Genomic DNA, 25,884 nt, shown 5'->3' on the forward strand with positions numbered 1-25,884 from the left:
CAAGCTAAGGATACGCTTTTACTGAGAACAGCAGCGAATCATGGTAATGTTGAAGTATGCATGAGAACAAACCAGTGTTCATTAAGCCATGGCTTTATCGTCTGCGGTCTTTATTTCCGACCTGTAGCGCAGTGTTTAGGGCTTAGTCTTCGACTACAGTTGGTATTAAATCAATAGGTAAAAAGAAATGTTTACAGGAATAGTTCAGGGTACGGCGAAGGTCGTTAAAATTGATAAAAAAGAACGCTTTCAAACGCACGTTGTCGAGTTAAGCGATGAACTTTGTAAAGGGTTAGAAATTGGTGCATCCGTTGCACACAACGGATGTTGTCTAACTGTGACTAAGATCGAAGGCAACCTTATCAGTTTTGATTTAATGCAAGCGACATTGGCTCTTACTAATTTAGGTCGGCTGGTGGAAGGGGATAGCGTAAACATTGAGCGCGCGGCTAAGTTTGGTGACGAAATAGGCGGGCATGGTATGTCTGGTCATATTAGTTTAACGGCAGATATTGTCGATATCATCGATACGCCCAATAACCGCACGATTTGGTTCCAACTGCCGCAAGAATCAATGAAATATGTATTAGCGAAAGGTTACATTGGTTTAGATGGCTGCTCGCTAACTATTGGTGAAGTTGAAGCGTGTCGTTTTTCGGTACACCTAATTCCAGAAACCTTGCAGCGAACGCTTTTCGGAGTGAGACAAGTAGGGGAGCGCGTTAATATTGAGTTTGATCCTCAGACTCAAGCAATTGTTGATACTGTTGAGCGCGTTCTTGCAGCAAAACAGCTTTAGAATGAGAAAAAGGAGCCTAGTGCTCCTTTTTCATTTAAGCGTTTTTATATTTCTGATGTTCACATGCTCGAGCTGCTATTCGTAATTGTCATCGATAAATAGTTCGACCTTATCTTGTAACTCATCCACTCGCATATTTAGGTGGATAGCGTGGCAACAAGCTGGGCAATCATCATAAAACTCTTGGTCACCATTACTTGCATCTAATGTAATGCCGATAGAGTGTCCGCAATGCGGGCACTTTACATACCTTTCGGTATAATTTTTCATACAACAACTCCTAATCTCGCAGGGCTTTTAAACACACTATTCATCAAGGAAGCACAGCCCTTTACTTACTTTGCCTACAAGGAAAATAGGCACAATCCAAAGTTAAGTCTCCTTTGATATTAGGCAGAGTTGTTGCTAATTGAGTCGAAATAAGTACAAAACTTGACCCCAAACTCAACCTTGAGCTTAGGGTGATTTTCTGTAGTGATGTGCCTCGAGATTTTACATCTTGAAATATGCAGTGGCTTCCAAATTAATAAGAAATGATTTTATTAATAACCAGTTGAGCCTGTTCCAAGTAATGGCCGCCAAACAAATTACAATGGTTGAGAACATGGTAAAGGTTATAGATATCTTTACGTTCCTCATAGCTTGAAGAAAGTGGCATAACCGATTCGTAGCCTTGATAAAATTCTGGTTGAAATCCACCAAAAAGCTCTGTCATCGCAATATCACACTCCCTGTCCCCCCAATAGCACGCAGGATCGTAACAGATAGGACCGAATGCAGTGAGTGCCGCATTTCCATTCCATAAATCGCCATGCAACAAAGAAGGTTTCGGAGCATGGTTTGCTAGCCGCTGTTTTACGACGTCGATAAAGTCATCGATATCAACCAAGGTGACGCCTTTTTCTTTAAGGAGCTGTAATTGCCAACCTATGCGTTGCTCAGCAAAGAATACACACCATTTCTTGTGCCATTTGTTGGGCTGTAGAGTCGAACCAAGATAGTTGTCGGTATCAAAACCAAACTCTTTTTGCTCGCCCCACTGGTGTAGGTGAGCTAATTGCTGCCCAAATTTAAAGCTGTTGGGATCATCTTCTAATGGTTTCGTTGGAAGGTAGTTAAGAATTAGGAATGAGGCATTTTTGGTTTTACCAACCAATACCACCTCAGGTACAAATAGGGTGGATGTTTCACGCAAAAGATGCAGGCTTTCAGCTTCTACCTCAAATTTAGACAAAAACTCGCGATCGTTAATTTTCACAAAATAACGTTGCTCGCCATCATTGATCATGTAGCTTTCACTGATATCCCCACCAGACAGCCTTACTTTTTCCGTGATCTGGTAATCGAACAATAAAGTATCAGAAAGCTGTTGCGATATTGCTTGCCACATACAAAACCTCGCGAATCTATTTGACCACCAATAGTTTAGGATAAATAGCAGGGAGTTGGCGCTATGTTGAGCATACTTAGTAAAGAAACCTTCCTCTTAGTGTAGTCAATTTGTATAAATGTGAATCAAATCGCTTATAAGCCTCTGATTTGTTGGCTTAGCATATGGAGATGAACGTTTACAACAGGTATTATGATTTTTTTGACGTTAGTTCCATTGGTGGCATGAAAATACTGATATGTGATGACTCAGCTGTTGCAAGAAAGCTTATTGCGCGTTCTATCGTACAAGATACATCATTACATCTTATTGAAGCGCAAGATGGTTATGAGGCGCTTAATATTCTTGCTGAGCAAAATATCGATATTTTGTTTCTCGATTTAACGATGCCCATAATGGATGGTTTTGAGGTCCTCGAATCATTACCTGTTAGTCAGTACCCGACCAAAATCGTCATTATTTCTGGAGATGTTCAACAAGAGGCAAAACAGCGCTGTCTCGATCTTGGTGCTCAAGCTTTTATCGCTAAGCCTCTGACAGAAGAGCAGGTGCTACCACTATACGAACAATTAGGACTGCATTATGCGTTCAAACCTAGTCATTCGGTTGATTCTAAAAACCAGGGTTGCGAAGAGCTTTCCTTACTAGCCAAATTCCGTGAAATTGCGAACATTGCCCTTGGTAAAGGGGCTGCGATTATGGCCGACCATTTACATGAGTTCATCCAACTTCCTGTTCCTCATGTTGGACCTTTGTCCTACGGCGAGCTTCATATGACACTGGTTGATGTGGTTGGGCGTGACAGTTCCGTTGCGGTAGCGCAGAGGTTTGTCGGTGGTGGTATTCACGGGGAGGCACTGGTGTGCTTACGTGGTAGGGATATCAATCAGATTGGGGAAAAATTAGGTTACCTTCTTGAGTTTACGCCTCATAATGAAATCATCTTGAATATCTCTAACCTACTGGTTTCGTCATTTCTCACGTCGTTAGGCGATCAACTCGACAAGCAATTCTCACTTCGTCAGCCAGGCATTGTGGATACCTTAACACCTTATTGTGAAGAGCAAGGCGAGTTGGGCGAGCTCTTTACTATTGAATACACCTACATGGCAGAAGCGCTCGATTTCGAGTGCGAGGTACTGTTTTTAATTGATAAGCCATCCGTAGAAATAATCTATGAAATCATGGAGCTAATCTAATGTCCGATATCACGCTGGACATAGCAGACTTTCATTGGGTCACACAAATTCTCGATACGATGGATTCAGGGCTTATTGTTTTGGATCAAGAGTATAAAGTGTGTGTGTGGAACAGTTTTATGCAGTCATACAGTGGCGTTCTATCACAAGAAATTCTTGGTGAATGTTTATTTGAGCATTTTGAAGAGCTGCCAAGAACTTGGCTAGAAACCAAGATAAAAGCTGCCGCCGATCTGGAAACTCGTTCTTTTTCTAGCTGGGAAAACCGACCGTACCTTTTTAAGTTCAACAATTTTTCTCCGGTTTCAAACAGCAGTGATTTTATGTATCAAGATATCGTGATCACGCCGTTAATTGGGCTTTCAGGAGAGGTCAGCCACATAGCGATTCAAGTCAATGATGTTTCTGAAACTGCGAGAAATCGCATTCATTTGAAAGAAACAAATCAACATTTGTCGGAAATCAGTCGCAAAGATGGTTTAACAGGTTTATTTAATCGCGCTTATTGGGAGCAATCATTGAAAGATGAGTTTGCTCACTTAAAAGTTATCGACGGACCATGCTCATTAGTAATATTCGATATCGACCACTTTAAGAAGGTGAATGATACTTATGGTCACCCGACAGGGGACGAAGTCATTCGTCGAACCTCTGCCTTGTTGAGAAAAACAGCAAGAAGCAGTGACATCTGCGGTCGTTTTGGTGGTGAAGAGTTTACGGTACTACTTCCTCACACAAACCAGGAGCAAGCTTGCTATTTCGCAGAGCGTTTGCGCAAAAGAATTGAGCAAGAGATCGTGAAAGTGGAAGATTTTTTGATTAATTACACGATAAGTATTGGTGTTTGCGAGTATAAGCCTTATTTTGAAACTCACACTCAATGGTTAAAGAGTGCCGATGCTGCGCTGTATCGTGCAAAAGAAAATGGTCGTAACCAAACCTGTTTGCATGAAAATGACTGAAATATAAAAAGGTTTGAAGAAACCCTGTATCCGAATTCAGTGAAGCAAAGCTCAATTGTTTGAAAATCATCCAGTTGGTTCGTGAATGTTTGTTAATATGAAATAAGTTAATGAAATTTTCTCGGCATGTCTTACTATTGAAACTATTCTGCTTTCAGCTTCGAAGGCTTGCAATAAACGGAGAAAAACAGTGGTTTTAGAAACCGATGGATATCTCGCTCTTATCGAGCACTTGTCTCTAAATCTAGATATTTTTACGACCGAAATTGGCGACACTGGATCCGAAAGCATCGAAGATGTTGTCACCGATATGGTGGCTTCAAACATCATGGCGATTTTTGAGCAAAATCCAGAACTTCACTCGAGCGTACGCTTCAAATTGTTGAAAGAGGCTGATGCAGTTGTTGAAGATCTTGGTGAGATATTGGCTGGGGTATGGCATAAAAAAGCGACCAATGAACAGATCACGTTCCTTGATGAATACATCGCTCTGGTCAAAAATCTGTTCGATAATGCTGTTGCGACTTACGACTGATATTGTTTTAACTTACAGCAATGTCCGGTTAAAGAGTGAGAGGAGTTACATTGTAACTCTTCTTATTTGCCAAAACTTAGATGCCCAGTATGGGTTGTCGATTCTTGAAATAATCACACCTCTAGACGTCGATGCATGCATGAACTGCTTGTTACCCAAGTAAATTCCGACATGATAAGTTGTACGTCTTGTTTTAAAAAACACTAGATCCCCTTGCTTGGCATCCGTCCAACTTAACTCCACACCTTGCTTTGATTGCTGCTTCGTTGTCCTTGGTAACGAGAGCTGATAAGCCTCAATAAACGCTTTTTGTACAAATGCTGAGCAATCAATTCCAGATTTCTGTGTCCCGCCTAAGCGATAAGGCGTGCCGTGCCACTCTGTGTAAAAGTCGAACAAGTCAGGGTTGTCCGACAATAGCTGATTTGTAGGTGTTGTCACCTGTGCTTGCTTACTAGGCTCAGGCCCAGAAGAGCAGGCGCCTATTAGCACACTGATTATCAAAGGAAAATATACTCGACGCAAATCACCACCTGTCATCTCTATGACTCACAACTGAAATATTAGTGTCATAACCAATCCATAGTATGGGCTGCAAATCACGGTTTTGTCTCACAAATGTGACGGAATCACTGCAGAACCGATTCAACCTTAAGAAAGAATAAAAATTGATTATGGCAAAGCGAAAACGCTCACGCACATCACTTTCACTGATTCAGGCTGTCAGTGCAACATTTTTAACTATCATTGCTCTTGTTATAGCCCTTTCTGTCTCAAGTTTCAAAGGAATGGAACAGGTAGGGGAACAATTTGAAGACTTGTCGCAAAAAGCATTACCCATCGCGATGGCAAACGCAAAGTTAACCAGGAATGTATTGGAGATGGTTAAGCTACTCAACCATGGTATGCAGATTACTGAGCCGAAAGAGTTGCCTCTCATAAAAGAGCAAATCGACTCTCTTGCAACTCAAAGCACAACTTTGGTTGTGGAAGCGTCTGGTGTAGCTCAGCAACTCTCGGAGGAGTTAGACACCAAACTAGCGCGTTTACATAACATCACGCAGTCCATTTTGTTGAAGCAATCTTCGGTGATACAAATTCAAATCGATATTGATGCCGCTGTTGGTGGGTTTCGCTATGGGCTTAGCTCTATCGGTCCGGAAATGAATCGAATCAGTTCGTTCCTTAGTGCCGATAATCCTGAGTCGAGCGATGCCGCTAACCGTTTCATTGCTTCTGCAAGCTCAATGGAAAGTACGTTCTTAGTCATGATGATGCACTCAGAATTAAACAAAGCCGAAAAAGAATACCGAGAAATGCGAAATCGCATAGCAGGTATTAAACTCGCCTATGAAGACTTCCAATCTTTCCATCCTGAAGTAAGTGAATATGCAAGCTTAACCGCACCATATGAGATGGTGAAACAAGGCTTTAGTGAAAAGGGCGTGCTGCGTTTGATCCTCGCCAAACTAGAACAAGGGGAATTGCAACGTTCAGAGTTTAAACAGGCTTCGATGCTTGCGGATGAAACCATGCGGTTACTTGATCAAATCTCCCAAACCGCTGGTCAGTTGATCGATGAAAAGGAGCGGGTGGTCAACGAGACCATTGAATCGGTGAGCGTTGTGCTCGTGTTTGCGGCGTGTGTGATTTCTTTTATTATTCTGGTTACTTGGTTTAGTCTCAAGTCATGGACAAACCGAGGGTTAAGGAATGTACTAACGCGTCTTTCAGCACTTACCGAACATGATTTTCGTGACAAGGCAGAAGAAGTTGGCCCCTATGAGCTGAAAGAAGTAGCACGAAAGTTGAATCAAGTAATCGATTCCACACATGACTCCATTCAAACGGTGACGCGCAATTGTGAAACGCTTTATCAGACGGCAGAAGTAAGTCACAGTGCAGCCGAACAAACAAGTGATGGGTTGGCAACACAAAATGAAGCGTTGTCGAGTATGGTCACGACCATAACGCAGCTTGAAGCCTCTATTCGTGAAATAGCAATGGTGACAAATGCATCTTCACAGGACTCGCTCCTTGCAACCCAACACACTGAAAAAGGGGTTCAAGTCGTGGAACAAAACCGCGAACGTTTGGAGTCATTAGAAAGCTCTTTGGATGTAAATGAACAGTCAATGTTAGAGCTAGACCAGAGTGTTAAACAGATTCGTGAAATGGTGGATATGATCAGTGGGATCGCGGACAACACCAACTTACTTGCTCTCAACGCGGCAATAGAGGCTGCCCGTGCTGGTGAGCAAGGGCGTGGATTTGCGGTTGTCGCTGATGAAGTTCGCAAACTTGCAAGTGATACCTCTCAACAAACTACGAACATCCGAGAAATGATGAGCGAGCTTATTACTGCCGCAGAGCGCTCGCGCCAAGCAGTTAATGATTCAAGAGAAGAAATGACCCACGCGCTACAGTCCAGCAATGAAGTGAAATCGACATTCTCTGATATCAACCTCGCGGTTAAGCACATTCAAGAACGTGTTGAGCAAATCTCAGTTGCTACAGAAGAACAAGAACGAGCGACGGCAGATGTATCTCAATCCATCACACATATTTCTGATCTTGGCGAACGCACAAAGCTGCAGCTTGAGTCTATGGTTGAGAGTTCTGAGCAAGTGGCGGAAATTGCTGGGCACCAGCAAGCAATGCTGCACAAGTATGAGCTTCATCAGACCAAGTAAATGAGATGTTTCCACCGACTAAAAGCAGAACCTCGGTTCTGCTTTTTTGTTACGGCTACTCATTTAATGGCTCCTATTTGCATTGCAAAAGTGAGTTACATCTCATCTCGTTCATTTCTAAAGGGTTTAGTTATCACAACGTGATGTTAATGCTTTGTTCGAGGGACTCGTTGACTAGAATGTCGCCAGAATTCAAAGGAATGAATCATGCAGTTATCACAAAGAGCCAGCCTCATACTAGTTAATCATCACCAAGAACTTTTGCTTATCCATCGCGTTCGAAACGACAGACAGTATTGGGTTTTCCCTGGCGGCAGTGTTGAAGCAGGTGAGGAACCTGTTGAAGCTGCTAAAAGAGAAGCGCGGGAAGAAACCTCAATAGAACTTGGTTCGGTTAAGAAAGTTTTGGAACTCGAAAATCAAGGTCGCTTAGAAACCTATTTTCTTTCTTATGTAGGGAACTTAAAAGTGAAACTAGGGAGTGGGCCAGAGCAAATCAGAAAATCAGATGTTAATCAGTACCATTTGAAGTGGGTGCGTGTAGAGCAACTTCACTCGATTTCTTTATATCCAGAGAAAGCTAAAGCCTTTTGCTTGAACCATAAGGAGTGGTTTTGTGATCGATAAAGTTTGCCCCGTCGTTCTACGTAATCAAAATCAAGAGATCCTACTTTTTAAACATCCGTTGGCGGGTGTTCAGCTCGTCAAGGGCACTGTTGAAGTGTTTGATGAAAGTTACATCATAGCGGCCAAGCGGGAGCTCGCTGAGGAGTCTGGTATCACACATGTTCGTTCCGCACGATATTTATGCTCATGGGACAGTGGCTTTCAAAATCAAGTATGGCATTTTGTTTTGTGTGAGTGTGCTGACCTCGCTAATTCATGGCTGTTTCATACGCAAGACGATGGTGGACATGATTTCGCGTTCTTCTGGCACGATGTCGAGAGCGGCCTTCCCGCGAATACACATACTGTGTTTCAGCGCGGGCTGGAAAAGGTACGAGAGTTGATAAACCAAGGCGTGATTTAAAGGAGGGTTCTGTCGTTGCATTGGCGGATTTGGGACAATGACAAAGCAAACACTATGCTAAATAAAGAAGGTAGAGCAGCCGTTACTGTTCTCATCGTGTTGATAATGGCACTGTCGATCTCAAAAATGGCGATGGGATTACAAATGTTTAAGTGACTTCTATATGCTTTGCTCATTCATTCAGATAAGGAAACGGTAATGGATAAATTCGTCGTGTTTCTCTTATGCCTTTTTATGACAGTTGGCGGAGTGGTTCATCTTTATGACAACATTGTTGGTGGCTTTTTACCTTACGATTTTGCGCCACGCTGGTTGAATATGTATTGGAGCTCGTTGGGGCTGTTAGACTTATTAGCAGCGTATCTATTGGTCAAGCATCGCCGCTCTGGCCTAGTCGTTATGTTATTGATTCTTATAACCAATGTTATCTTTAGTTCCCACGCTCACTATACATTAGAAATATTAGATAACAACGTCGCCCTACAAATGAAGACACTGTTTTTAGGGTTCTCATTTGGGGTATCTATCTGGTTATGGAATGCGCGAAAACATAGTCAATCGCGCCAAATATTTCGTTAATTATTATTTTCACAACACTCGATTAAGGATTGTAAACAGGGACTCGTTATGAACGATTTTAAAGACTTGGCCAGTTTTGCTGGTTTCAGCGTACTGACAGGTTTGAGCTTTGCCACCACTTTCTTCAGCCTTGCTTTTCTATACAGCTCAATAGAGGCACAGCAAGTAATGAACACCAATGCTTTGGCATGTGCAGTGCTTGGTGTTGTTGGTTTATTTGTTGGTATTACTCAGTTAAACAAAAAGCGTCAGCTAGCAGAAAACTAATCTGTTCTTACACATCATGAGGATGAAGTAGTGTTTAACAGGGGTTTAGGCTTGGTCTATTCGTTTTGTTGACATACTTCATCCAACAATATTTTTTCAACCATTACTTCTTCTCTTTATTGTAGCGAAAGGGCTGCGTTAAAAGCTTATCTAATCTTTGCTCTTCTTCGTCTCTAATTTCCGGCACACCAATAACAACATCATCATGACCCAACTTAGGCTGAGCTCGGTATGTCCCAAAAAAGCGGTCCCAAACTGAAAGGAAAAAACCAAAGTTTGAGTGGGTCTCTTTTACTATCACTGAATGGTGCACGCGATGTATGTCTGGTGTAACGATGACGTTTCGCAGTTTTTGGTCTATGGATACAGCCAGTTTTGCATTACTGTGATTAAACATCGCGCTCGCATTAAGCACAATTTCAAATACCACAATTCCGATAGGTGAAACACCTAAGATAAACACGGCTGCAATTTTTACTCCCATTGAAATGATTATTTCGAAGGGATGAAAGCGTGCGCCTGTAGTGACGTCTATGTCGAGATCGGCGTGATGCATTCGGTGAATCTTCCACAGCGGCTTTACATGATGAAAGACAACATGCTGAGCGTAAATGACGAAATCAAGCAAAATGACGGTTAGAAAAATATTTAACCAAGCGGGGAGGGACAGAATATTGAGCAGCCCCCACTGTTGCTCCTGAGCTATGACCGCAGCTTGAAAGGCGGCGATAGGCATGATTAAAGCAATAACTAGGCTGTTAAAAGCGACCAATGACAAGTTATTGACCCAGCGAAACCTGCGCGAAGCGGTCAGTGTTTTTCTAGGCAATTTGTTCTCCCAAATGGCACAAAGCAATAATACGCCAAGGAAAAAGCCTAATCTGAGCCATGAGGGTTCTTGAAATGTCGTTTCTGTCACTGTCATTCCCTTATTTATTTCTTTATCTATGACCGAGATAAGTGTGAAATTATTTCAACACACTGCTGATGGGCTTATCTTGAGGCGAAACCATAATATCAGTAGAATCGCGCTCTACTTTTTACTTGGCATTACTTACCATGAGAATTCACGCTTTCCACCGTTTATATCAGTACCGACAATCTATCTCAACCAAGCCTTTCAACGCGCGTGGATGTAAAGTGGTTCGTTGCCAATATTGCCAGGTTTCTGAGCAACACTGTTTGTGCGACCTTCAGCCAAACATTAAGGCTAATATTGCATGTATGTTGATTGTTTCTGAAAACGAAGTATTTAAGCCAAGTAATACCGGTCGTCTAATCGCTGATACGATTCAAGAGACTTACGTGTATCAATGGAACCGAACAGAACCGTCTGAAGAGATGCTAGCGCTACTACAGGATGACAGTTACCAACCGGTGATTGTATTTCCTGCAGACTATGTGGATGATCCCTCTCGTTTAATTGAAGATCTAGAGCCAGGGCGATTGGTAAAAGAAGATGTCGAGAACAAAAAATGGTTGCTGATCTTTATTGATGGTAGCTGGCGTGAGGCACGAAAGATATTCCGTCGTTCTGATTTTCTTAAATCTTTGCCTGTGCTTTCCATTGAGCCGGAATCTCTGTCTGAATACATCATGCGCCGCTCCGAGAATGATCAGCATCTTTCAACCGCCGAAGTCGCGACATTAGTTTTAAAACAAGCTGGTGAGCCTAAAGCTGCGGAATGCCTTCAATTGTGGTTTGAAGCCTTCAGAGAAACTTACATGCTGAGCAAGACTCGAGTCAAAAACGACCCTAACCAGCCACACTTGAAACGTTTCAAAGAGTGGATGAAAACCGAGAGCTGACTCTAAGGAATGAGCTTTTGTTGATGGTATGTTGTTCAACTGGCTTCGGTGAGGGGATAAATCTGCATTCGGTCACGGTTTGCAGGCGTACAGATATGGATAATGCCATCAGTTTATACTTTTGACTCTAGCCATTTTTGAGAGTCGTTTGAAGCATTTTTTAGGAGAGAAATACATGTATTACGGCTTTGATGTCGGTGGCACTAAAATTGAATTTGGTGCATTTAACGAGAAGCTTGAGCGTGTAGCGACGGAACGTGTACCTACACCAACAGACAACTACGAGCTGCTGGTTGATACCATTGCGGAATTGGTGAACAAATACGATACAGAGTTTGGCTGCGAAGGTACGATTGGTCTTGGCTTGCCAGGTATGGAAGACGCCGATGATGCAACGGTACTAACAGTTAACGTTCCTGCGGCAAAAGGCAAACCACTTCGTGCTGATCTGGAAGCTAAAATCGGTCGCAGCGTAAAAATTGAAAACGATGCAAACTGTTTCGCGCTTTCTGAAGCCTGGGACGAAGATCTTCAAGATGAACCATCTGTACTAGGTTTGATCCTTGGTACTGGTTTTGGTGGCGGCTTTATCTACGAAGGCAAAGTATTCTCTGGCCGCAACCACGTAGCGGGTGAGGTGGGTCACACACGTCTTCCTATCGACGCATGGTTCCACCTAGGCGAAAACGCACCATTACTGGGTTGTGGCTGTGGCAACAAAGGCTGTTTAGATAGTTACCTATCTGGTCGTGGTTTCGAGCTTCTTTACGCGCATTACTACGGCGAAGAGAAGAAAGCGATCGACATTATTAAAGCGCACGTAGAGGGTGAGGAGAAAGCAGTAGAGCACGTCGAGCGCTTTATGGAGCTGCTAGCGATCTGCTTTGCAAACCTGTTTACTGCAACAGACCCACACACCGTTGTACTTGGTGGCGGCTTATCTAACTTCGAATTGATTTACGAAGAGATGCCAAAACGCATCCCTAAACACTTATTGTCTGTGGCTAAGTGTCCTAAGATCATCAAAGCAAAACACGGTGATTCAGGTGGTGTACGCGGCGCTGCGTTCTTAAACATCAAGTAATGACTTAAACCTTACTCGATATAAAGTAAGAAGAAATTTAAAGCCCCGTTTAGACTTTCAAGGTTAAACGGGGCTTTTACTTATATACCCAAGTAACTCATATACCTAAGTAATTTCGGTATGCTCGGGTATGGATCATGAACAAAAGTCGCATGCATAAAAAACTCACGACGAATCGTGAGTTTTCTGTTTGCAGCTAAGCTTATTTGTTCTTTTTGCCTACGCCCAGGTTTTCTTTTTGAGCTAGGGTGATTTTGCTAAAGCCTAATTTTCTGAAGTAGTTGTCGCGGTAGTTTCGCACCGCTTTAGTGTCAGACACTGCTTCGATTTGTTGCTCCATCTTTAGGAACTCAGTGATATCGATACCTTCGGCTTCTGCAACTGCTTCTTGAATGTTGCGGTGTTGCTGGTATGAGAACGTCAGTTCTTTGTCTTGGTCTTTGTAAGTGTAAAGAATGGTGCGAGCCATAGCTGTCTCTCTGAAAAGGTTTCTGTATATTAAACAAAAAGGCCAGACTCGCTGACCTTTGAATTTCTAGTTTGGGCTAGATTCTGCCTTGAAGTGGGATAATTGTCACGCTTTCTCCCGCTTTTACTGTATCAATAGCTGGGGAGATTTCGATCAAACAGTTTGCCTCACTCATTGAGCGTAAAATACCAGAGCCTTGCTTGCCTGTTGTACGAACGGTTAAACGGCCAGTGTTATCCAGTTCATAGATTCCTCGACTAAACTCGGTACGACCTTGGCGAGAGCGAAGGTTTTCAGTCGCGATGGCATTCACTTTCAGAGGCTTCCAGCCTTGTTCGCCTTGCATCTTACGCAGTGCAGGCTCGACAAAGTTGATGAATGAAACCATCACGGCAACAGGGTTGCCCGGCAGACCAAAGAACGGCTTGTTGTTGATTTGACCAAACGCTAATGGACGTCCCGGACGCATGTTGATTCGCCAAAAATCGATTTGACCAAGTTTATCCAAGGCAAGTTTGATGTAATCCGCATCACCAACGGATACGCCACCAGAAGTCATAACCACGTCCGCTTGCGCCGATGCGTTTTCCAATGCTTCAATCATTAACTGTTCGTTGTCTTCCAGAATACCGAAGTCCAAGATCTCGCAGCCGAGCTTTTCAAGCATGCCCATGATGGTAAAACGGTTGGAATCGTAGATAGAATTCGCTTTTTGCTCTGTTCCCGGCGCTTGTACTTCGTCACCGGTGGAGAACACGGCAACTTTCAATTTGCGGAACACATTCGCTTCACCAAAACCAAGCGAAGCGATCATGCCCATTTCTGGAGAGGCTAGGCGAGTGCCTGCGGTAAAGACGTCACTGCCGATAGTGAGATCTTCACCTGCTTGACGAACGTTTTGGCCTGCTTTGATATGCGCACCGTTAAAGGTGACCTTGTCACCTTCTTGAGAGGCTTGCTCACACATGACCACTGTGTCGCCGTTAAGTGGTGTTGGTGCGCCGGTCATGATTTTCACCGCTTGACCAACTTGAAGAGGCTGATCGTAAGCATGGCCCGCCATCACTTCAGCAACCACTTGGTAGCTATCACGGTCAACATCATCACTGCGGATGGCGTAACCGTCCATAGCGGAGTTGGTGTATTGCGGCACGTTTACTGGTGAAATGATATGTTCCGCAAGAACGCGGCCATAGGCGTTTTCAATCTTGCATGCTTCTATTTCCGAAACCGTGTTCACCAAAGAAAGGATTTTCTCTTGGCCTTGAACCACAGAAAGGAAAGCAGGAGAAAGTGTGTCGCAACATGCGGCTTCTTTCTCTTTGTTTTTTGGTGCTTTCGCTTCTTGAACATACTGAATAACGAACTGAGCAATCGCTTCAAGATCATTGATGTTCATTTGTGGCAGTTCAGAGTCCAACTCGCCGCCGTCTGAAGCGATAGCGATGATGTTTTCATCGTTTGGATAAAGCCAAGGCTTGCCGACTTCTTCACGGTGCAATTCGATTTTAGGAAACGCGATGTTTTTGCAGCCTTCGACCAAAACCACATCAAGCATGTCTTCATCAAAACGTGTTAATAGGAATTCAAACTCCGCTTCGGCTTCTGGCGTTTCTGTCATTAACGCAAAACGGTTGCGAGAAGCAATCAGCATTTGAGATGCACCAGCTTTGCGTAAACGGTAGCTGTCTTTACCCGGCTTATCGACATCGAAGTTGTGGTGCGCATGTTTTAGCATGCCAATGCGTAAACCTGCTTCGGTCAGCTTTGGCAATAGGGCTTCAAGTAGCGTGGTTTTGCCTGTGCCTGAATAAGCTGCAAAACCAAGAATAGGAATGTTTAGCGTGTGTTTCATGATTCTAATTGTCCAAATTGCGCCAGTTCTTCCGGAGTGTTCAAGTTGACGAAACAGTTTGGTGAGTCGCTAAAGTCAACGTAACTGGTGTTGCACTCTTTGTAGAGCAGAATGATTTTGCGGTCGCCACGTTCTAAAAACGCGGTGAGTTTTGGCAGTACGCGCTTGTGGTAGAGCGTAAAAACAGGTTGCTGATGGTCACCATCATGCGCGACCAAAATATCGCTGTCTTCTTTGACGGCCTGGCAGAAACGCTCGACAAGGTCGGTGTTAATTTGTGGACTATCGCAAGGTACAAATCCGACCCAGTCGGTTTCAGAATGCATCAAACCCGCGTGAATACCGCCCATAGGCCCAGGGAAATCTTTGAATTGATCACTAAATACGAAACCAAATTTGCTGTACGCATCTTGGTTTCGGTTGGCATTAATTAAAATGCGTGGAGTTTGTGGAGATAAACGTTCAATAACGTGCTCGATGAGTGGCTTCTGATTTAACTCAATCAGACCTTTATCTTTTCCACCCATACGGCTGGCTTGGCCACCAGCCAAAATGACCCAACTAGTTTGTGTTGGTTGAAGCATATGCATTCTCTTGGGATGTTTCTTTTGGTATGACATACAACAGAGGAGACTCTATCAAAGTCTTATCTTTAATCCACCACTGTTTTTTACATAAGTCGGTCAGTGCGTTGGCCTGATGGCTTGTCACCACGATACTGGAACCACGATCCAAAAGATCTTTCGCCATCACCACCAATCGTTCAATGGATTCTTGGTCTAAAGACGCACTTGGCTCATCCATCAACAAAATCGACGGTTTTAAGATCCAAGCTCTTGCCATGGCAACGCGCTGTTTTTCACCGCCGGACAACACGGAAATATGTTCGTCCGCTAAGGTTTCTAAACCTACCATGCGCAGCGCGTGAATAACTTGAGCTCGCTTATCTTTTTGCGTGTCTTGTTGATATTTCACTCCATAGACTACGTTTTCATATACAGTGCCGTCAAAAAGGTAAGGGGATTGATGGAGATAAATCACATCGACACGACCATTGCGACACGTCAGTCTTTTCAGCCACGTATCTTTTGGCGCAACAACATCGCCAGTAGAGGGTTTGAGCAAGCCAGCAAGGATTTTGAGTAGGGTAGTTTTGCCCACACCATTGTCACCCTTGAGATAAATGGCATCATTTGGGCCGATGGCTAACTCAGGGATGTGGAAAAGCACACGCTCTTTAAAGCGCATGGATAACTGTTCGGCGGTGATTTTTATAGTCATAATTCGCCTCGACATGGGGTTAATGGTGAGTCGTTTGTTTGCTTCATGTTCTATGTTCTGAGGTAGCCTTTGCCTCTCATGCTTGATAAGAAGAAGTTTAGAGCCAACGCTAAAGATAGTAATACAATTCCTAATGCAACTCCTTGCGCAAAAGCACCTTTACTGCTTTCCATTGCGATAGCCGTGGGAATATTTCGCGTCACGCCCATAATGTTCCCACCAACCATCATTGAGCAGCCCACCTCGGTCACGATACGTGAAAACCCTGCAATGATAGCCGCAAGTAGAGGAAAGCGGGTTTCCCAAATCATCGTAGCTGCCAAGCGCGGAATGGAGACGCCCAGCGTGATGGCAGTTTCCACTGCACGACGGTCGCTAGATTGTAATGCACCATGCATCATCGATACCAAAACAGGGAAGCAGATCACCATTTGGCCGAAGATCATTGCCTTCTGAGTGAACAGCATTTGCCAGTCTCCCCAAGGGCCAGCACGCGACAGCAACATGTACAGCAACAGGCCAATCACCACGGTAGGGACCGCTTGCAGCGTATTCACGATCGACAACAAAAACCATTTACCGCGAAAGTCGGTATACGCCAGTACAAAGGACATCAAAATAGCCGGCAATACCACTAGGGATATTGCCGTGATAGAAACACTAAAGGAGACCGCAACGATCTCCCATAGGTCTGCATCAAAATTCACCAGTAAGCGAAGCGCTTCCAGTGTTGTATCAGCAAGATTCATATTGCGTTATTTGCTCTCAGCATTCGCAACAAACAGTTGTTTACCGTTTAGGCGGAAACCATTGATAAGTTCCTGTCCGCGAGGGTTTACCAACCAATCACTGAATGCCTTCGCACCTTGGTAGTTAATCGTTGGGTAACGCTCAGGGTTAACAAGAATAACTTGGTACGGGTTAAACAGTTTTTCATCGCCTTGGAACAGAATTTCTAGATCCAATTTGTTTTGGTAAGCCAGCCATGTGCCGCGATCCGTCATGGTGTAGCCTTGCATTTCAGACGCCATGTTTAGAGTTGGGCCCATACCTTGACCTACGCTACGGTAGCCACCAAAGTTCGGTTCGATTTTAGTTTGAGCCCAGAAGCCCATTTCTTTTTTGTGCGTACCAGAATCATCGCCGCGAGAGATGAACGTTGCGTTTTTGTTTGCGATCTCTTTGAATACATCTAACACGCCTTCGTCATTTTTGATTGTTGCTGGGTCAGCTTTCGGGCCTACAATCACAAAGTCGTTGTACATTAGCTTGCGAGGTAAAACGCCGTAGCCTTTCTCAACAAATGCGCCTTCAGCTTTTGGTGCATGTGTCATCACCAAATCTACGTCACCGTTTTCGCCCATTTTTAAGGCTTTACCCGTACCTGCAGCAATAACATCGACTTTGTAGCCCGTGTCTTTTTCAAATTGTGGAAGTAGGTAATCAAGTAAACCTGAATGGTAAGTACTGGTTGTGGTTGCAAGGCGAACGTGTTCTCCGTCTTGAGCAGAAAACGCAGAGTAACTTACAAGCGTGATTGACGTTGCAGCCAGAGTTAGCGCAATTTTTTTCATTTTTATGTGTTCCTTTCCAATGATTCTTTGGAATCTCTCCAGGTTTTAGGGAGAAGCCTTTTTGGACGAGAGCGATTAGCGTAATACGCAAGTTGTCTCAGGGTGTTGGAATAAGCAAACATCAACATCCTGAGATCACTTAAATGCGCTCCGTATCCACCTTATAGCAAACAAGATGCCAACCTTTTACAAGCTTAAAGTGCTTGGTTTATGCACTAAATCATGGGGTTATTTGCATAAAAGTTTGCGTTGGTACAAAATGTCGCACTTTTTGTAGGGTATCTCTGTTTAAACTTGGTACACTCTGTCCCATCGAAATCCATCTGGGGTAAATATGTCTACTCAATCCCATCTTAGTACAAACCAACAATATAGCGCCTTTTCCGTACTGGTCGTCGATGATGAATTAGGCATGCAAGCCATCTTGAAAAAGGCATTGGGTAAGCTTTTTTCACATGTCGATACAGCTGGTAGCATCGAAGAAGCAGAACAACTGCGTAATTCTCGACATTATGATCTGATCTTACTGGATATTAATCTGCCAGGGCGTTCTGGAATTGAGTGGGAAGAAGCGTTTGAAGATGATGACAAACGTGCCGATGTGATTTTTATGACGGGTTATGCGGATTTAGAAATTGCCATTCGAGCGCTACAGCTCGGTGCTTCCGACTTTATCCTCAAACCATTCAACCTTGAGCAGATGTTAAAAGCGGTCAGTCGCTGTATGGATCGCCGTTTGAACGAACGCATGCAGTACGCCATGACACGCGATTACCAACGTCACAATACCTCAGAGATCATCGGCGGCTCAGAAAAAACGCGTCTGCTTAAGCAACTTATTAACCAATTTGCACCATCACGCGCTTCTGTTTTGGTGGAAGGTGAGTCGGGTACGGGTAAAGAACTAGTTGCACGAGGTATCCACCAGGCGAGTGGGAGAACGGGCCCGTTTGTGCCAATCAACTGCGGCGCGATTGCACCAGAGCTTTTAGAAAGTGAGTTGTTTGGTCATACATCGGGCGCGTTTACCGGTGCAAAAAAATCGCGTGAAGGTTTGTTCCGTGTTGCGAACGGTGGCACCTTATTTCTTGACGAAATCGGGGAGATGCCACTTGCAATGCAGGCATCATTATTACGTGTGTTAGAGCAGCGTACGATTCGCCCTGTCGGTTCAGAAAGAGAGATCAGTATTGATGTCCGTATCGTAGCGGCAACCAACCGAAACCTGCAAGAAGAGGTCAATCAAGGTAATTTCCGCAGTGACCTCTATTACCGTTTAAACGTTCTGAAAATTGAAGTGTGTCCGCTGCGAGAGCGCAAAACCGACTTATTTGAGTTGGTGCCATTTTTCAGCAATATGCTGACGCGCGAGCTCGGTATGCCTGCGCCCAAATGGGCTCACGAGGATATGGAAGCCATGAGTGAGTACGATTGGCCGGGAAACATTCGTGAGCTGAAAAACTTGATTGAGCGTTGTATCTTGCTTGGCAAACCACCTGCACACTATTGGCGAGAGCTGAATGGCGGGCATTCACTGCCTAATGTATCGATTACTGTTTCTCACTCTGCTGAGTTACCAACCTTTAGAGAAGGCAAAGAATTTACTGGCGAAGGCTATCCAAACAGCTGGACGTTAAAAGAAGTCGAGAAAGCACATATTAAACAAGTCGTTAACTTGCATGAAGGCAATAAGTCTGCTGCTGCTCGTGACTTGGGCGTAGCTCGCAAGACCTTAGAACGTAAGTACAAAGAATGGGATTCTGAGGATGAGGAATATGCCGACTAACGGCCCACAGCACAAAGGATTGTCAAAATGGACGCACCGTTTTAAAACCATGGTGCGTTATCGTTTGTTATTCTTAACCTCTGCGCCGATTTTCCTCACGTTGTTAGCTCTGATCGGCATTACCATTTATTGGTCTATTCATTACACGTGGCAAAATGCGCTGCTTGATGTCTCGGAGCGTCTTGGTGTTGCAAATAACAGCGTAACGTTGTTACAGCAAAAGCAAGCCAATTACGTGCGGGCGTTTGCCGATTCGTACGATTTCCGTATTCGCATTAATCAAGGAACGCCACAAGGTGACCTGCAAAAGTGGGTCACAGAGCAGAAGAAAAGATATGCTTTAGATTTTCTCTCTTTCCAACGCGTTAATTCCATGGAAAACAAATTCCGCTTTATGGATCTCACCAAGCGCGAATCGTTTTTTGATGTACTCAATAAAGAAGAACTCGAACGCCTCGATCCTGAACTCGCCAAACGAGCAGAAGTGCCTATTCTTGCTGATGGTGACAGGGAGGTGCGTGGGTTAGTCAGTCGGACCGTGATTCCGGTATACAGCCAAGCGAACGATTTGATCGGCTTTCTTGATGGTGGTTTGCTCCTTAACAACAGCACAGTGCTGGTGGATCAAATCCGCGATCTCATTTACTTAAGTGATAACGACCGCCTTCGCCCTGTGGGTACGTTGACGGTATTTCTCGATGATTTGCGTGTGAGTACCAACGTTCCTCTAGACAGCGATCATAGACTAGGGCGCGCTATAGGCACTCGCGTGAGCGCAGAAGTGTATAACCAAGTACTTTCTAAGGGTGAACAGTGGGTTGATCGCGCTTATGTGTATGACGCTTGGTATATTACGGCGTATCAACCAATCAAAGACCAATACGACAATGTTATTGGTATGCTTTATACCGGTTACCTCATGTGGCCATTCGTTAAAGCCTACATGACGAACATTGCCGAAATCAGCTTGATTACGGTTATGTTATTGCTGGTTTCCGGCGTGATGGTATATCGCGGTTCTTATGATCTGTTTCGACCGATCGAACGCATTCATAAAGTGGTGAAGCAGGTCCAACAAGGTAAAGAAAAACGGATTGGCCCGTTAGGATTAGATGCCGATCATGAACTTGCGCAGTTAGCCAGACAGTTTGATGATATGTTAGACGCGCTAGAAGAGCGCAAAATTGAACTGAAAAACTCCGCAGCTCAACTTGAATGCAAAGTTCAAGAGCGTACGGCAAGCCTGAGAGAAAAAACCCAAGATCTTGAACTGCATATTCAATTGCTCAACCAAACCCGCGACAAACTCGTTGTTCATGAAAAACTGGCAGCATTGGGAGAACTCACCGCGGGGATTGCTCACGAAATTAATAACCCAACCGCCGTGATTCTTGGCAACGTAGAATTGATCCATTTTGAATTGGGTGACGATGCAAGTCGAGTACAAGAGGAGATTGATGCGATTCACGCGCAAATTGATCGTATCCGCAATATCACGCGCAGTTTATTGCAATACAGTCGCCAAGGCGGTGTTCAAGATGAAATCACTTGGCAACATGTCAATCCTATCATTGATGAAAGCATCACCTTGGTTAAAACTGGCACCAAGAAACGCGACGTTGAGTTTGTGACTGACCTACAAGCGCATACGTCCGTTGAGATAAACCGTCACCACTTGCTACAAATCTTAGTTAATTTGCAAATGAACGCCATTCACGCAATGAGCGGTAAAGGAACTTTAACAGTAGTCAGTGAAGACTGGATTGAAGAGGGCGAAGTGAAAGGAGCCGCGATTCATGTTATCGATGAGGGCTGCGGTATTAAACCAGAAAACTTGAGTCGAATCTTCTCGCCATTTTACACAACTAAACGAGAAGGCACAGGGTTAGGGCTATCGGTCTCCCAAAGTATTCTCAGCCAAACGGGTGGTGAGTTAAAAGCAGAGTCTGAATGGGGAAAAGGCAGTAAATTCAGTATTTATTTACCTAAAAAAGCCGAACTGATCCTAGAGGTGACGAACATCGCTTAGTCACTTTTTTGAAGTATTAATGGAAAAAGAGCCACTGACGATAGTGGCTCTTTTTTGTATTTGATGAAGCATTTATGTTTACGCTTTTGCTTCTTAGAAACCTTACAATGATTTCACTTGGAGTGAATTAATAAAAACAACACTTGCAGTATGTAGCATGAACAAGTACCGTTGCCCGGTTTTTCTAAATACACCCCAATTGCTAAGGTAAAGGTTTTGATCTCCACAGCGAATATTACTCAACAATTCGGCGCTAAGCCGCTATTCGAAAACATTTCAGTTAAGTTCGGCGAAGGCAATCGCTACGGCTTAATTGGAGCTAACGGTTGTGGTAAATCAACCTTTATGAAGATCCTCAGCGGCGAGCTTGAGCAAACCAGCGGTAACGTAAGCTACGATCCAAACGAGCGCGTTGCAAAACTGAACCAGGACCAGTTCGCTTACGAAGAATTTACGGTAATCGATACCGTCATCATGGGCCATAAAGAGCTATGGGAAGTGAAGAAAGAGCGTGACCGCATCTACTCACTTGCTGAGATGAGCGAAGAAGACGGCATGAAAGTGGCTGACTTAGAAGTTCAGTTTGCTGAAATGGACGGCTACATGGCAGAAGCCAAAGCGGGCGAGCTTCTTCTTGCTGTAGGTATCCCAATGGAGCAACATTTCGGTCTAATGAGTGAAGTAGCACCAGGCTGGAAACTTCGTGTGCTTCTAGCGCAGGTTCTATTCGCAGACCCAGATGTGATGCTTCTTGACGAACCTACCAACAACTTGGACATGGACACAATCCGTTGGTTGGAAGACACGCTAAACGCGCGTAACTGCACAATGATCATCATTTCGCACGACCGTCACTTCCTAAACTCAGTATGTACACACATGGCTGACTTGGACTACGGTGAGCTACGCGTTTACCCAGGTAACTACGACGAGTACATGACGGCGGCTTCTCAAGCTCGCGAACGTCTACTAAACGACAACGCGAAGAAGAAAGCACAAATCGCTGAGCTACAAACGTTCGTTGCTCGTTTCTCTGCAAACGCATCGAAAGCAAAACAAGCGACATCTCGTGCTAAGCAAATCGACAAGATCAAACTGGATGAAGTTAAAGCGTCTAGCCGTCAAAACCCATTCATTCGTTTCGAACAGTCGAAAGAGCTGTTCCGTAACGCTCTGATTGTTGAAAACCTAAGCCAAGGATTCGAAGAGGACTTGTTCTCAGACTTCAATGCAATTTTTGAAGTGGGTGAGCGCGTTGCGATCATCGGTGAGAACGGTGTGGGTAAAACAACACTTCTAAACACGCTTGCTGGTGTGCTTGAACCGCGTGCGGGTGAGTACAAATGGTCTGAAAACTCAAACATCGGTTACTACGCGCAAGACCACGCGCATGACTTTGCAGAAGACATGAACCTAACGGATTGGATGGGTCAATGGCGTCAAGAAGGTGATGACGAGCAAGTCGTTCGTGGTTTCCTAGGTCGTATGCTGTTTGGCCAAGACGACATTAAGAAGTCAGTAAAAGTACTGTCTGGTGGTGAGCAAGGTCGTATGCTGCTTGGCAAGCTGATGATGCACAAGCCAAACATGTTGCTAATGGACGAACCAACCAACCACATGGATATGGAATCGATCGAATCTTTGAACACTGCGCTTGAGCAATACAAAGGCACGTTGTTCTTCGTATCTCACGACCGTGTATTCGTAGACTCACTAGCAACGCGTATTATCGAAATCCGCGATGGTAAAATCACAGACTTTAAAGGCACTTACTCTGAGTTCCTAAAATCTCGTGGTGTTGACGCGTAATTACTCGCAAAGCGTTTAAAAAGCAAAAGCCTCGCTATTTAGCGAGGCTTTTTTGATATTTGGCCTTAATCCTTAAACTGACCGGTTATATACGCATAGAGCCCGACCACGCCAAAGGTAATAATCATAGAAAGCATGATACCGCTGGGCGTAAGCAGAAAATTCCACAATTGGTCATTATTCATAGTCCACATCCTCTGTGAATCCGCATTATTGGTTTTAGTTTACACTGAAAAGGTGTTATTGGTTGCCTTTTACATCAAATTCAACCTTGTCGGCTCCTGTAAACACTTGGAAGCGCAAACCTTTCGCACGCGCAATGGTTGTAATACCAAATTGCTTCGCTAGATCTAACCCCATTTGAGTAACGCCAGAGCGAGAAAGCAGAACAGGAATGCCCATTTGAGCCACTTTAATCACCATCTCTGATGTAAGGCGACCAGTTGTGTAGAAAATTTTATCTTCACCTGTTTCTTCTTTGAGCCACATCTCACCTGCAAGTGTATCCACTGCGTTGTGACGGCCGACATCTTCCACAAATGACAACACTTCATTACCTTTGCAAACCGCACAGCCGTGTACTGCGCCCGCTTTTTTGTAGGTGTCGTTGTAATGAGTTAACGCTTCCAGCGCAGAATAAATTTCTGACTGCTTAAGAGGAACTTGAGGCACTTGATAATTTTCAAGCTGCTTCATCACGTTGCCATACATAGTGCCTTGGCCACAACCTGAGGTGACGGTTTTCTTTTTCAGGGCGCCTTCTAAGTGTTCAGTGTTTTCTTTAGTAATCACCGCTGCGGAATGCGTTTCCCAGTCAATAATAACGGATTCAATCGCGGCTGGGTCGGACAGGAAGCTTTGGTTTTTTAAATAACCCAGTACTAGTGCTTCTGGACGCGAACCTAGCGTCATGAGCGTGACCACTTCTTTCCAGTTCAGCATGACCGTAAGAGGACGCTCGCACGCGATTTGCTTTGTCAGTTTTTCGCCGTACTCGTCGTACACATCGACTTCAATGGTTTGCAGGGGATTTTCACTGGTTTTAATAATGTTTGGTTTCAGCACAGTCGTGTCCTAGTGATTAAGAGCGTTAGGTTGCTACGCATTTTAGCTTGTTAAGTGGTTAGCAAATCTCATTCCAAAATAGCGGTTCCCACAGAAATTGCGAGGTTTTATGTCAACAATGCATTAAAACTGCGAGTTCGCAGTAATGACACATCAATACATTTGAGTTTCGTCTAGTTTGGTACTTATAGCCTGAGGGAGTATATAGACTAAGTTATATCAGCTTGGCGCGTTTATTGCTTCGAAGACAATAAAAATGGTCGAAAACGGGGGCAAAATGTCCTGTGTGTTTTCAGACCAAAAATAGAAAGACTGGGTGAGTTATGTCGGATAAGAAAGATTTCGAAAAAAATTACGAAAAGACTGAGGATACATGGCCAATCGGCGTAGAGCTTGTTGAGCATGAGATCAGTACAGGGATTTGGGTGACAACCCAATGGCAGTTGACAGGGTTTGCGCTGAATCCGACGGAAGAGACTCCAGATGTTTGTCCGTTGCAATTACATAAAGATGAACGTACAGACTACCGCTTTAACTTAAGCTCTCTGCAACCTAAACTCTTTTTAGTGATGGATAACGTCGAGTCTGGTGAAAAACCAGCGATACAGTTACTGACGGCTTCACAATCTGTTGCGGCGCAATATATGGATGGTGATAACCTTGTACTATCTAACGATATGCCGTTAGCCGTTCAGGCTTGGATGGAAGCCTTTATCGGTCGCCACGGTGAGTTGTTAGAAGTAAGACGTAAGAAACGCAAAGGAGCGGGCAGAGCAAATGGCAACTAGTTTTTTAAGCCGTTGGTCGAAACGTAAGTTAGAAGAATCTTCCCAACATGATGAAGAGATCACGCCGATAGCAGAGACGGCGCAATCCGAAGATAGTGTCACAGCGCTTTCAAACGCTGACGAAAGCTCAGATGCTTTGAACGTCAATGAGGATAGTCAGGCTCCAGACATTACCGCGAGTGTAGAGACTGAAAAAACCGAAGAAATGTCTGTGGCGCAACTGCTGATTTCTGAAGCCTCAGAAAGCGTCAAGAAAGCTGCGCTGCGCAAAATGTTCTTGTCCGAAGAATTTAACGTGCGTGACGGCCTAGACGATTACGATGATGATTACAGTAACTTAAAGTCACTTTCTCAAGACGTCGCTGAGACGCTGCGTGATTGGGTTAAAGACAAAGTGGAAGACGAACCAGACGCTGAAACTGCGCAAGGGTCTGAGCTTAACGTTAACGATATCGCATCTGGGGTAGTTGAAGACGCAGAGTCAAACACCGACAAAAGTGGCCAAATTACTCAAGATGAAAATAAACTGTATATAAATACAGTTCCTGGCGAAGGTGATACTTTTGCTGAAGAATCACAGCCTAACGAGGTGAGACAAAATATACCACACAAAGAATAGGTACATTTTGACTAAACACTCAATGAGCCGGCTGAGACAAAATGTCTCAACCGGTTTTTTTATCCCTACTATTTGCCAGTAAAATTGATAACCTATTGATTTTTAGTTGATATTTTATTGGCATGACGCTTGCTATCTGTTGCTCAATACCAATCTGGTTGAAGTTAGTACGGACGCACTGCGTAGTATTCATCGCCTATAGATGGCGGAATAAGAATGCTCATTGATAAGTTAATCAGCAGAATCTCCGGCGCTAACTACA

Annotated in this window: 27 protein-coding genes; 16 read left to right on the forward strand and 11 right to left on the reverse strand. The window is 44.2% G+C overall.

Annotated elements, in window-relative coordinates; all coding sequences use genetic code 11:
• Positions 1 to 187: 187 nt before the first annotated feature.
• A complete protein-coding gene (locus R7H07_RS05595) occupies positions 188 to 799 on the forward strand; it encodes a riboflavin synthase (RefSeq protein WP_054579486.1) in 612 nt (203 codons plus the stop codon).
• A gap of 75 nt (positions 800 to 874) precedes the next feature.
• Here R7H07_RS05595 and R7H07_RS05600 read toward each other — a convergent pair whose 3' ends face one another.
• Positions 875 to 1,069: a CPXCG motif-containing cysteine-rich protein gene (locus tag R7H07_RS05600; RefSeq protein ID WP_017634925.1), complete on the reverse strand. Its 195-nt coding sequence runs from the start codon at positions 1,067 to 1,069 to the stop codon at positions 875 to 877.
• 253 nt (positions 1,070 to 1,322) lie between these two features.
• Positions 1,323 to 2,189 (reverse strand): fructosamine kinase family protein, encoded by an 867-nt coding sequence (locus tag R7H07_RS05605; protein ID WP_206959216.1) that lies wholly within the window; start codon positions 2,187 to 2,189, stop codon positions 1,323 to 1,325.
• A gap of 224 nt (positions 2,190 to 2,413) precedes the next feature.
• Here R7H07_RS05605 and R7H07_RS05610 point away from each other — a divergent pair, with 224 nt between their 5' ends.
• The 3 genes from R7H07_RS05610 (at position 2,414) to R7H07_RS05620 (ending at position 4,885) form a co-directional block, all read left to right on the forward strand.
• Positions 2,414 to 3,388 carry a response regulator gene (locus tag R7H07_RS05610; protein ID WP_021033872.1) on the forward strand — a complete coding sequence of 325 codons (975 nt, stop codon included), beginning with the start codon at positions 2,414 to 2,416 and terminating at the stop codon, positions 3,386 to 3,388.
• A complete protein-coding gene (locus R7H07_RS05615) occupies positions 3,388 to 4,350 on the forward strand; it encodes a GGDEF domain-containing protein (RefSeq protein ID WP_025766666.1) in 963 nt (320 codons plus the stop codon). The genes R7H07_RS05610 and R7H07_RS05615 overlap by 1 nt, the downstream gene beginning before the upstream one ends.
• 190 nt (positions 4,351 to 4,540) lie before the next feature.
• Positions 4,541 to 4,885, forward strand: a complete 345-nt coding sequence (locus tag R7H07_RS05620; RefSeq protein ID WP_005377620.1) for a DUF3802 family protein — start codon at positions 4,541 to 4,543, stop codon at positions 4,883 to 4,885.
• A 45-nt stretch (positions 4,886 to 4,930) separates the two neighbouring features.
• Here the strand turns inward: R7H07_RS05620 and R7H07_RS05625 are convergent, their stop codons facing one another.
• Positions 4,931 to 5,425, reverse strand: a complete 495-nt coding sequence (locus tag R7H07_RS05625; protein ID WP_064353906.1) for an NlpC/P60 family protein — start codon at positions 5,423 to 5,425, stop codon at positions 4,931 to 4,933.
• Between the two features lie 134 nt (positions 5,426 to 5,559).
• On the opposite strand from R7H07_RS05625, the gene R7H07_RS05630 reads away from it, so the two are divergent.
• The 5 genes from R7H07_RS05630 to R7H07_RS05650 all read left to right on the forward strand — a co-directional run bounded on the left by R7H07_RS05630 (position 5,560) and on the right by R7H07_RS05650 (position 9,454).
• A complete protein-coding gene (locus R7H07_RS05630; RefSeq protein WP_206959217.1) occupies positions 5,560 to 7,578 on the forward strand; it encodes a methyl-accepting chemotaxis protein in 2,019 nt (672 codons plus the stop codon).
• Positions 7,579 to 7,785: 207 nt separating this feature from the next.
• The gene (locus R7H07_RS05635; RefSeq protein ID WP_054574143.1) at positions 7,786 to 8,205 is read left to right on the forward strand and encodes an NUDIX domain-containing protein; all 420 of its coding nucleotides are present in this window, start codon (positions 7,786 to 7,788) and stop codon (positions 8,203 to 8,205) included.
• Positions 8,195 to 8,608: an NUDIX hydrolase gene (locus R7H07_RS05640; RefSeq protein ID WP_206959219.1), complete on the forward strand. Its 414-nt coding sequence runs from the start codon at positions 8,195 to 8,197 to the stop codon at positions 8,606 to 8,608. The genes R7H07_RS05635 and R7H07_RS05640 overlap by 11 nt, the downstream gene beginning before the upstream one ends.
• A 198-nt stretch (positions 8,609 to 8,806) precedes the next feature.
• On the forward strand, positions 8,807 to 9,187 hold the full coding sequence (locus R7H07_RS05645) for a hypothetical protein (RefSeq protein WP_053307088.1): 381 nt from the start codon (positions 8,807 to 8,809) through the stop codon (positions 9,185 to 9,187).
• Between the two features lie 48 nt (positions 9,188 to 9,235).
• Positions 9,236 to 9,454: a hypothetical protein gene (locus R7H07_RS05650; protein WP_005389537.1), complete on the forward strand. Its 219-nt coding sequence runs from the start codon at positions 9,236 to 9,238 to the stop codon at positions 9,452 to 9,454.
• Between the two features lie 103 nt (positions 9,455 to 9,557).
• Here the strand turns inward: R7H07_RS05650 and R7H07_RS05655 are convergent, their stop codons facing one another.
• A complete protein-coding gene (locus R7H07_RS05655; protein ID WP_206959222.1) occupies positions 9,558 to 10,373 on the reverse strand; it encodes a sterol desaturase family protein in 816 nt (271 codons plus the stop codon).
• A gap of 140 nt (positions 10,374 to 10,513) precedes the next feature.
• Here R7H07_RS05655 and R7H07_RS05660 point away from each other — a divergent pair, with 140 nt between their 5' ends.
• A complete protein-coding gene (locus R7H07_RS05660; protein ID WP_053350551.1) occupies positions 10,514 to 11,263 on the forward strand; it encodes a tRNA-uridine aminocarboxypropyltransferase in 750 nt (249 codons plus the stop codon).
• Positions 11,264 to 11,438: 175 nt separating this feature from the next.
• On the forward strand, positions 11,439 to 12,347 hold the full coding sequence (gene nagK, locus R7H07_RS05665) for an N-acetylglucosamine kinase (protein ID WP_017820672.1): 909 nt from the start codon (positions 11,439 to 11,441) through the stop codon (positions 12,345 to 12,347).
• 202 nt (positions 12,348 to 12,549) lie between these two features.
• Here nagK and R7H07_RS05670 read toward each other — a convergent pair whose 3' ends face one another.
• From R7H07_RS05670 to R7H07_RS05695, 6 genes are all read right to left on the reverse strand, one after another.
• Entirely contained in the window at positions 12,550 to 12,816 is a 267-nt protein-coding gene (locus R7H07_RS05670) for a DUF2960 domain-containing protein (RefSeq protein ID WP_005377584.1), read from the reverse strand.
• A 76-nt stretch (positions 12,817 to 12,892) separates the two neighbouring features.
• Entirely contained in the window at positions 12,893 to 14,671 is a 1,779-nt protein-coding gene (locus tag R7H07_RS05675) for a bifunctional molybdopterin-guanine dinucleotide biosynthesis adaptor protein MobB/molybdopterin molybdotransferase MoeA (protein WP_206959224.1), read from the reverse strand.
• On the reverse strand, positions 14,668 to 15,255 hold the full coding sequence (mobA, locus tag R7H07_RS05680; RefSeq protein ID WP_005389527.1) for a molybdenum cofactor guanylyltransferase MobA: 588 nt from the start codon (positions 15,253 to 15,255) through the stop codon (positions 14,668 to 14,670). The genes R7H07_RS05675 and mobA overlap by 4 nt, the downstream gene beginning before the upstream one ends.
• Positions 15,233 to 15,952, reverse strand: a complete 720-nt coding sequence (locus tag R7H07_RS05685; RefSeq protein WP_017820675.1) for an energy-coupling factor ABC transporter ATP-binding protein — start codon at positions 15,950 to 15,952, stop codon at positions 15,233 to 15,235. Before R7H07_RS05685 ends, mobA begins: the two co-directional genes overlap by 23 nt.
• A 50-nt stretch (positions 15,953 to 16,002) precedes the next feature.
• Positions 16,003 to 16,701, reverse strand: a complete 699-nt coding sequence (locus R7H07_RS05690; RefSeq protein ID WP_005389524.1) for an ABC transporter permease — start codon at positions 16,699 to 16,701, stop codon at positions 16,003 to 16,005.
• A 6-nt stretch (positions 16,702 to 16,707) separates the two neighbouring features.
• Positions 16,708 to 17,526 carry a substrate-binding domain-containing protein gene (locus R7H07_RS05695; protein WP_005389522.1) on the reverse strand — a complete coding sequence of 273 codons (819 nt, stop codon included), beginning with the start codon at positions 17,524 to 17,526 and terminating at the stop codon, positions 16,708 to 16,710.
• A gap of 334 nt (positions 17,527 to 17,860) precedes the next feature.
• On the opposite strand from R7H07_RS05695, the gene R7H07_RS05700 reads away from it, so the two are divergent.
• The 3 genes from R7H07_RS05700 (at position 17,861) to R7H07_RS05710 (ending at position 23,150) form a co-directional block, all read left to right on the forward strand.
• The gene (locus tag R7H07_RS05700) at positions 17,861 to 19,312 is read left to right on the forward strand and encodes a sigma-54-dependent transcriptional regulator (protein ID WP_017820677.1); all 1,452 of its coding nucleotides are present in this window, start codon (positions 17,861 to 17,863) and stop codon (positions 19,310 to 19,312) included.
• The gene (locus R7H07_RS05705) at positions 19,302 to 21,341 is read left to right on the forward strand and encodes a cache domain-containing protein (RefSeq protein WP_017634912.1); all 2,040 of its coding nucleotides are present in this window, start codon (positions 19,302 to 19,304) and stop codon (positions 21,339 to 21,341) included. Before R7H07_RS05700 ends, R7H07_RS05705 begins: the two co-directional genes overlap by 11 nt.
• Positions 21,342 to 21,557: 216 nt before the next feature.
• A complete protein-coding gene (locus tag R7H07_RS05710) occupies positions 21,558 to 23,150 on the forward strand; it encodes an ABC-F family ATPase (protein WP_017634911.1) in 1,593 nt (530 codons plus the stop codon).
• A 240-nt stretch (positions 23,151 to 23,390) separates the two neighbouring features.
• Here the strand turns inward: R7H07_RS05710 and R7H07_RS05715 are convergent, their stop codons facing one another.
• Positions 23,391 to 24,215, reverse strand: coding sequence for a formate dehydrogenase accessory sulfurtransferase FdhD (locus tag R7H07_RS05715; RefSeq protein ID WP_017820681.1), 825 nt, complete (start codon positions 24,213 to 24,215; stop codon positions 23,391 to 23,393).
• 323 nt (positions 24,216 to 24,538) lie between these two features.
• Between R7H07_RS05715 and R7H07_RS05720 the strand changes: the two genes are divergently transcribed.
• Positions 24,539 to 25,003: a DUF3305 domain-containing protein gene (locus R7H07_RS05720; RefSeq protein ID WP_017634910.1), complete on the forward strand. Its 465-nt coding sequence runs from the start codon at positions 24,539 to 24,541 to the stop codon at positions 25,001 to 25,003.
• Positions 24,993 to 25,622 (forward strand): DUF3306 domain-containing protein, encoded by a 630-nt coding sequence (locus R7H07_RS05725; protein ID WP_206959226.1) that lies wholly within the window; start codon positions 24,993 to 24,995, stop codon positions 25,620 to 25,622. The genes R7H07_RS05720 and R7H07_RS05725 overlap by 11 nt, the downstream gene beginning before the upstream one ends.
• Positions 25,623 to 25,884 lie beyond the last annotated feature (262 nt).

Source organism: Vibrio sp. Vb1127 (genome assembly GCF_033338735.1).
GTDB classification, from domain to species: domain Bacteria; phylum Pseudomonadota; class Gammaproteobacteria; order Enterobacterales; family Vibrionaceae; genus Vibrio; species Vibrio alginolyticus.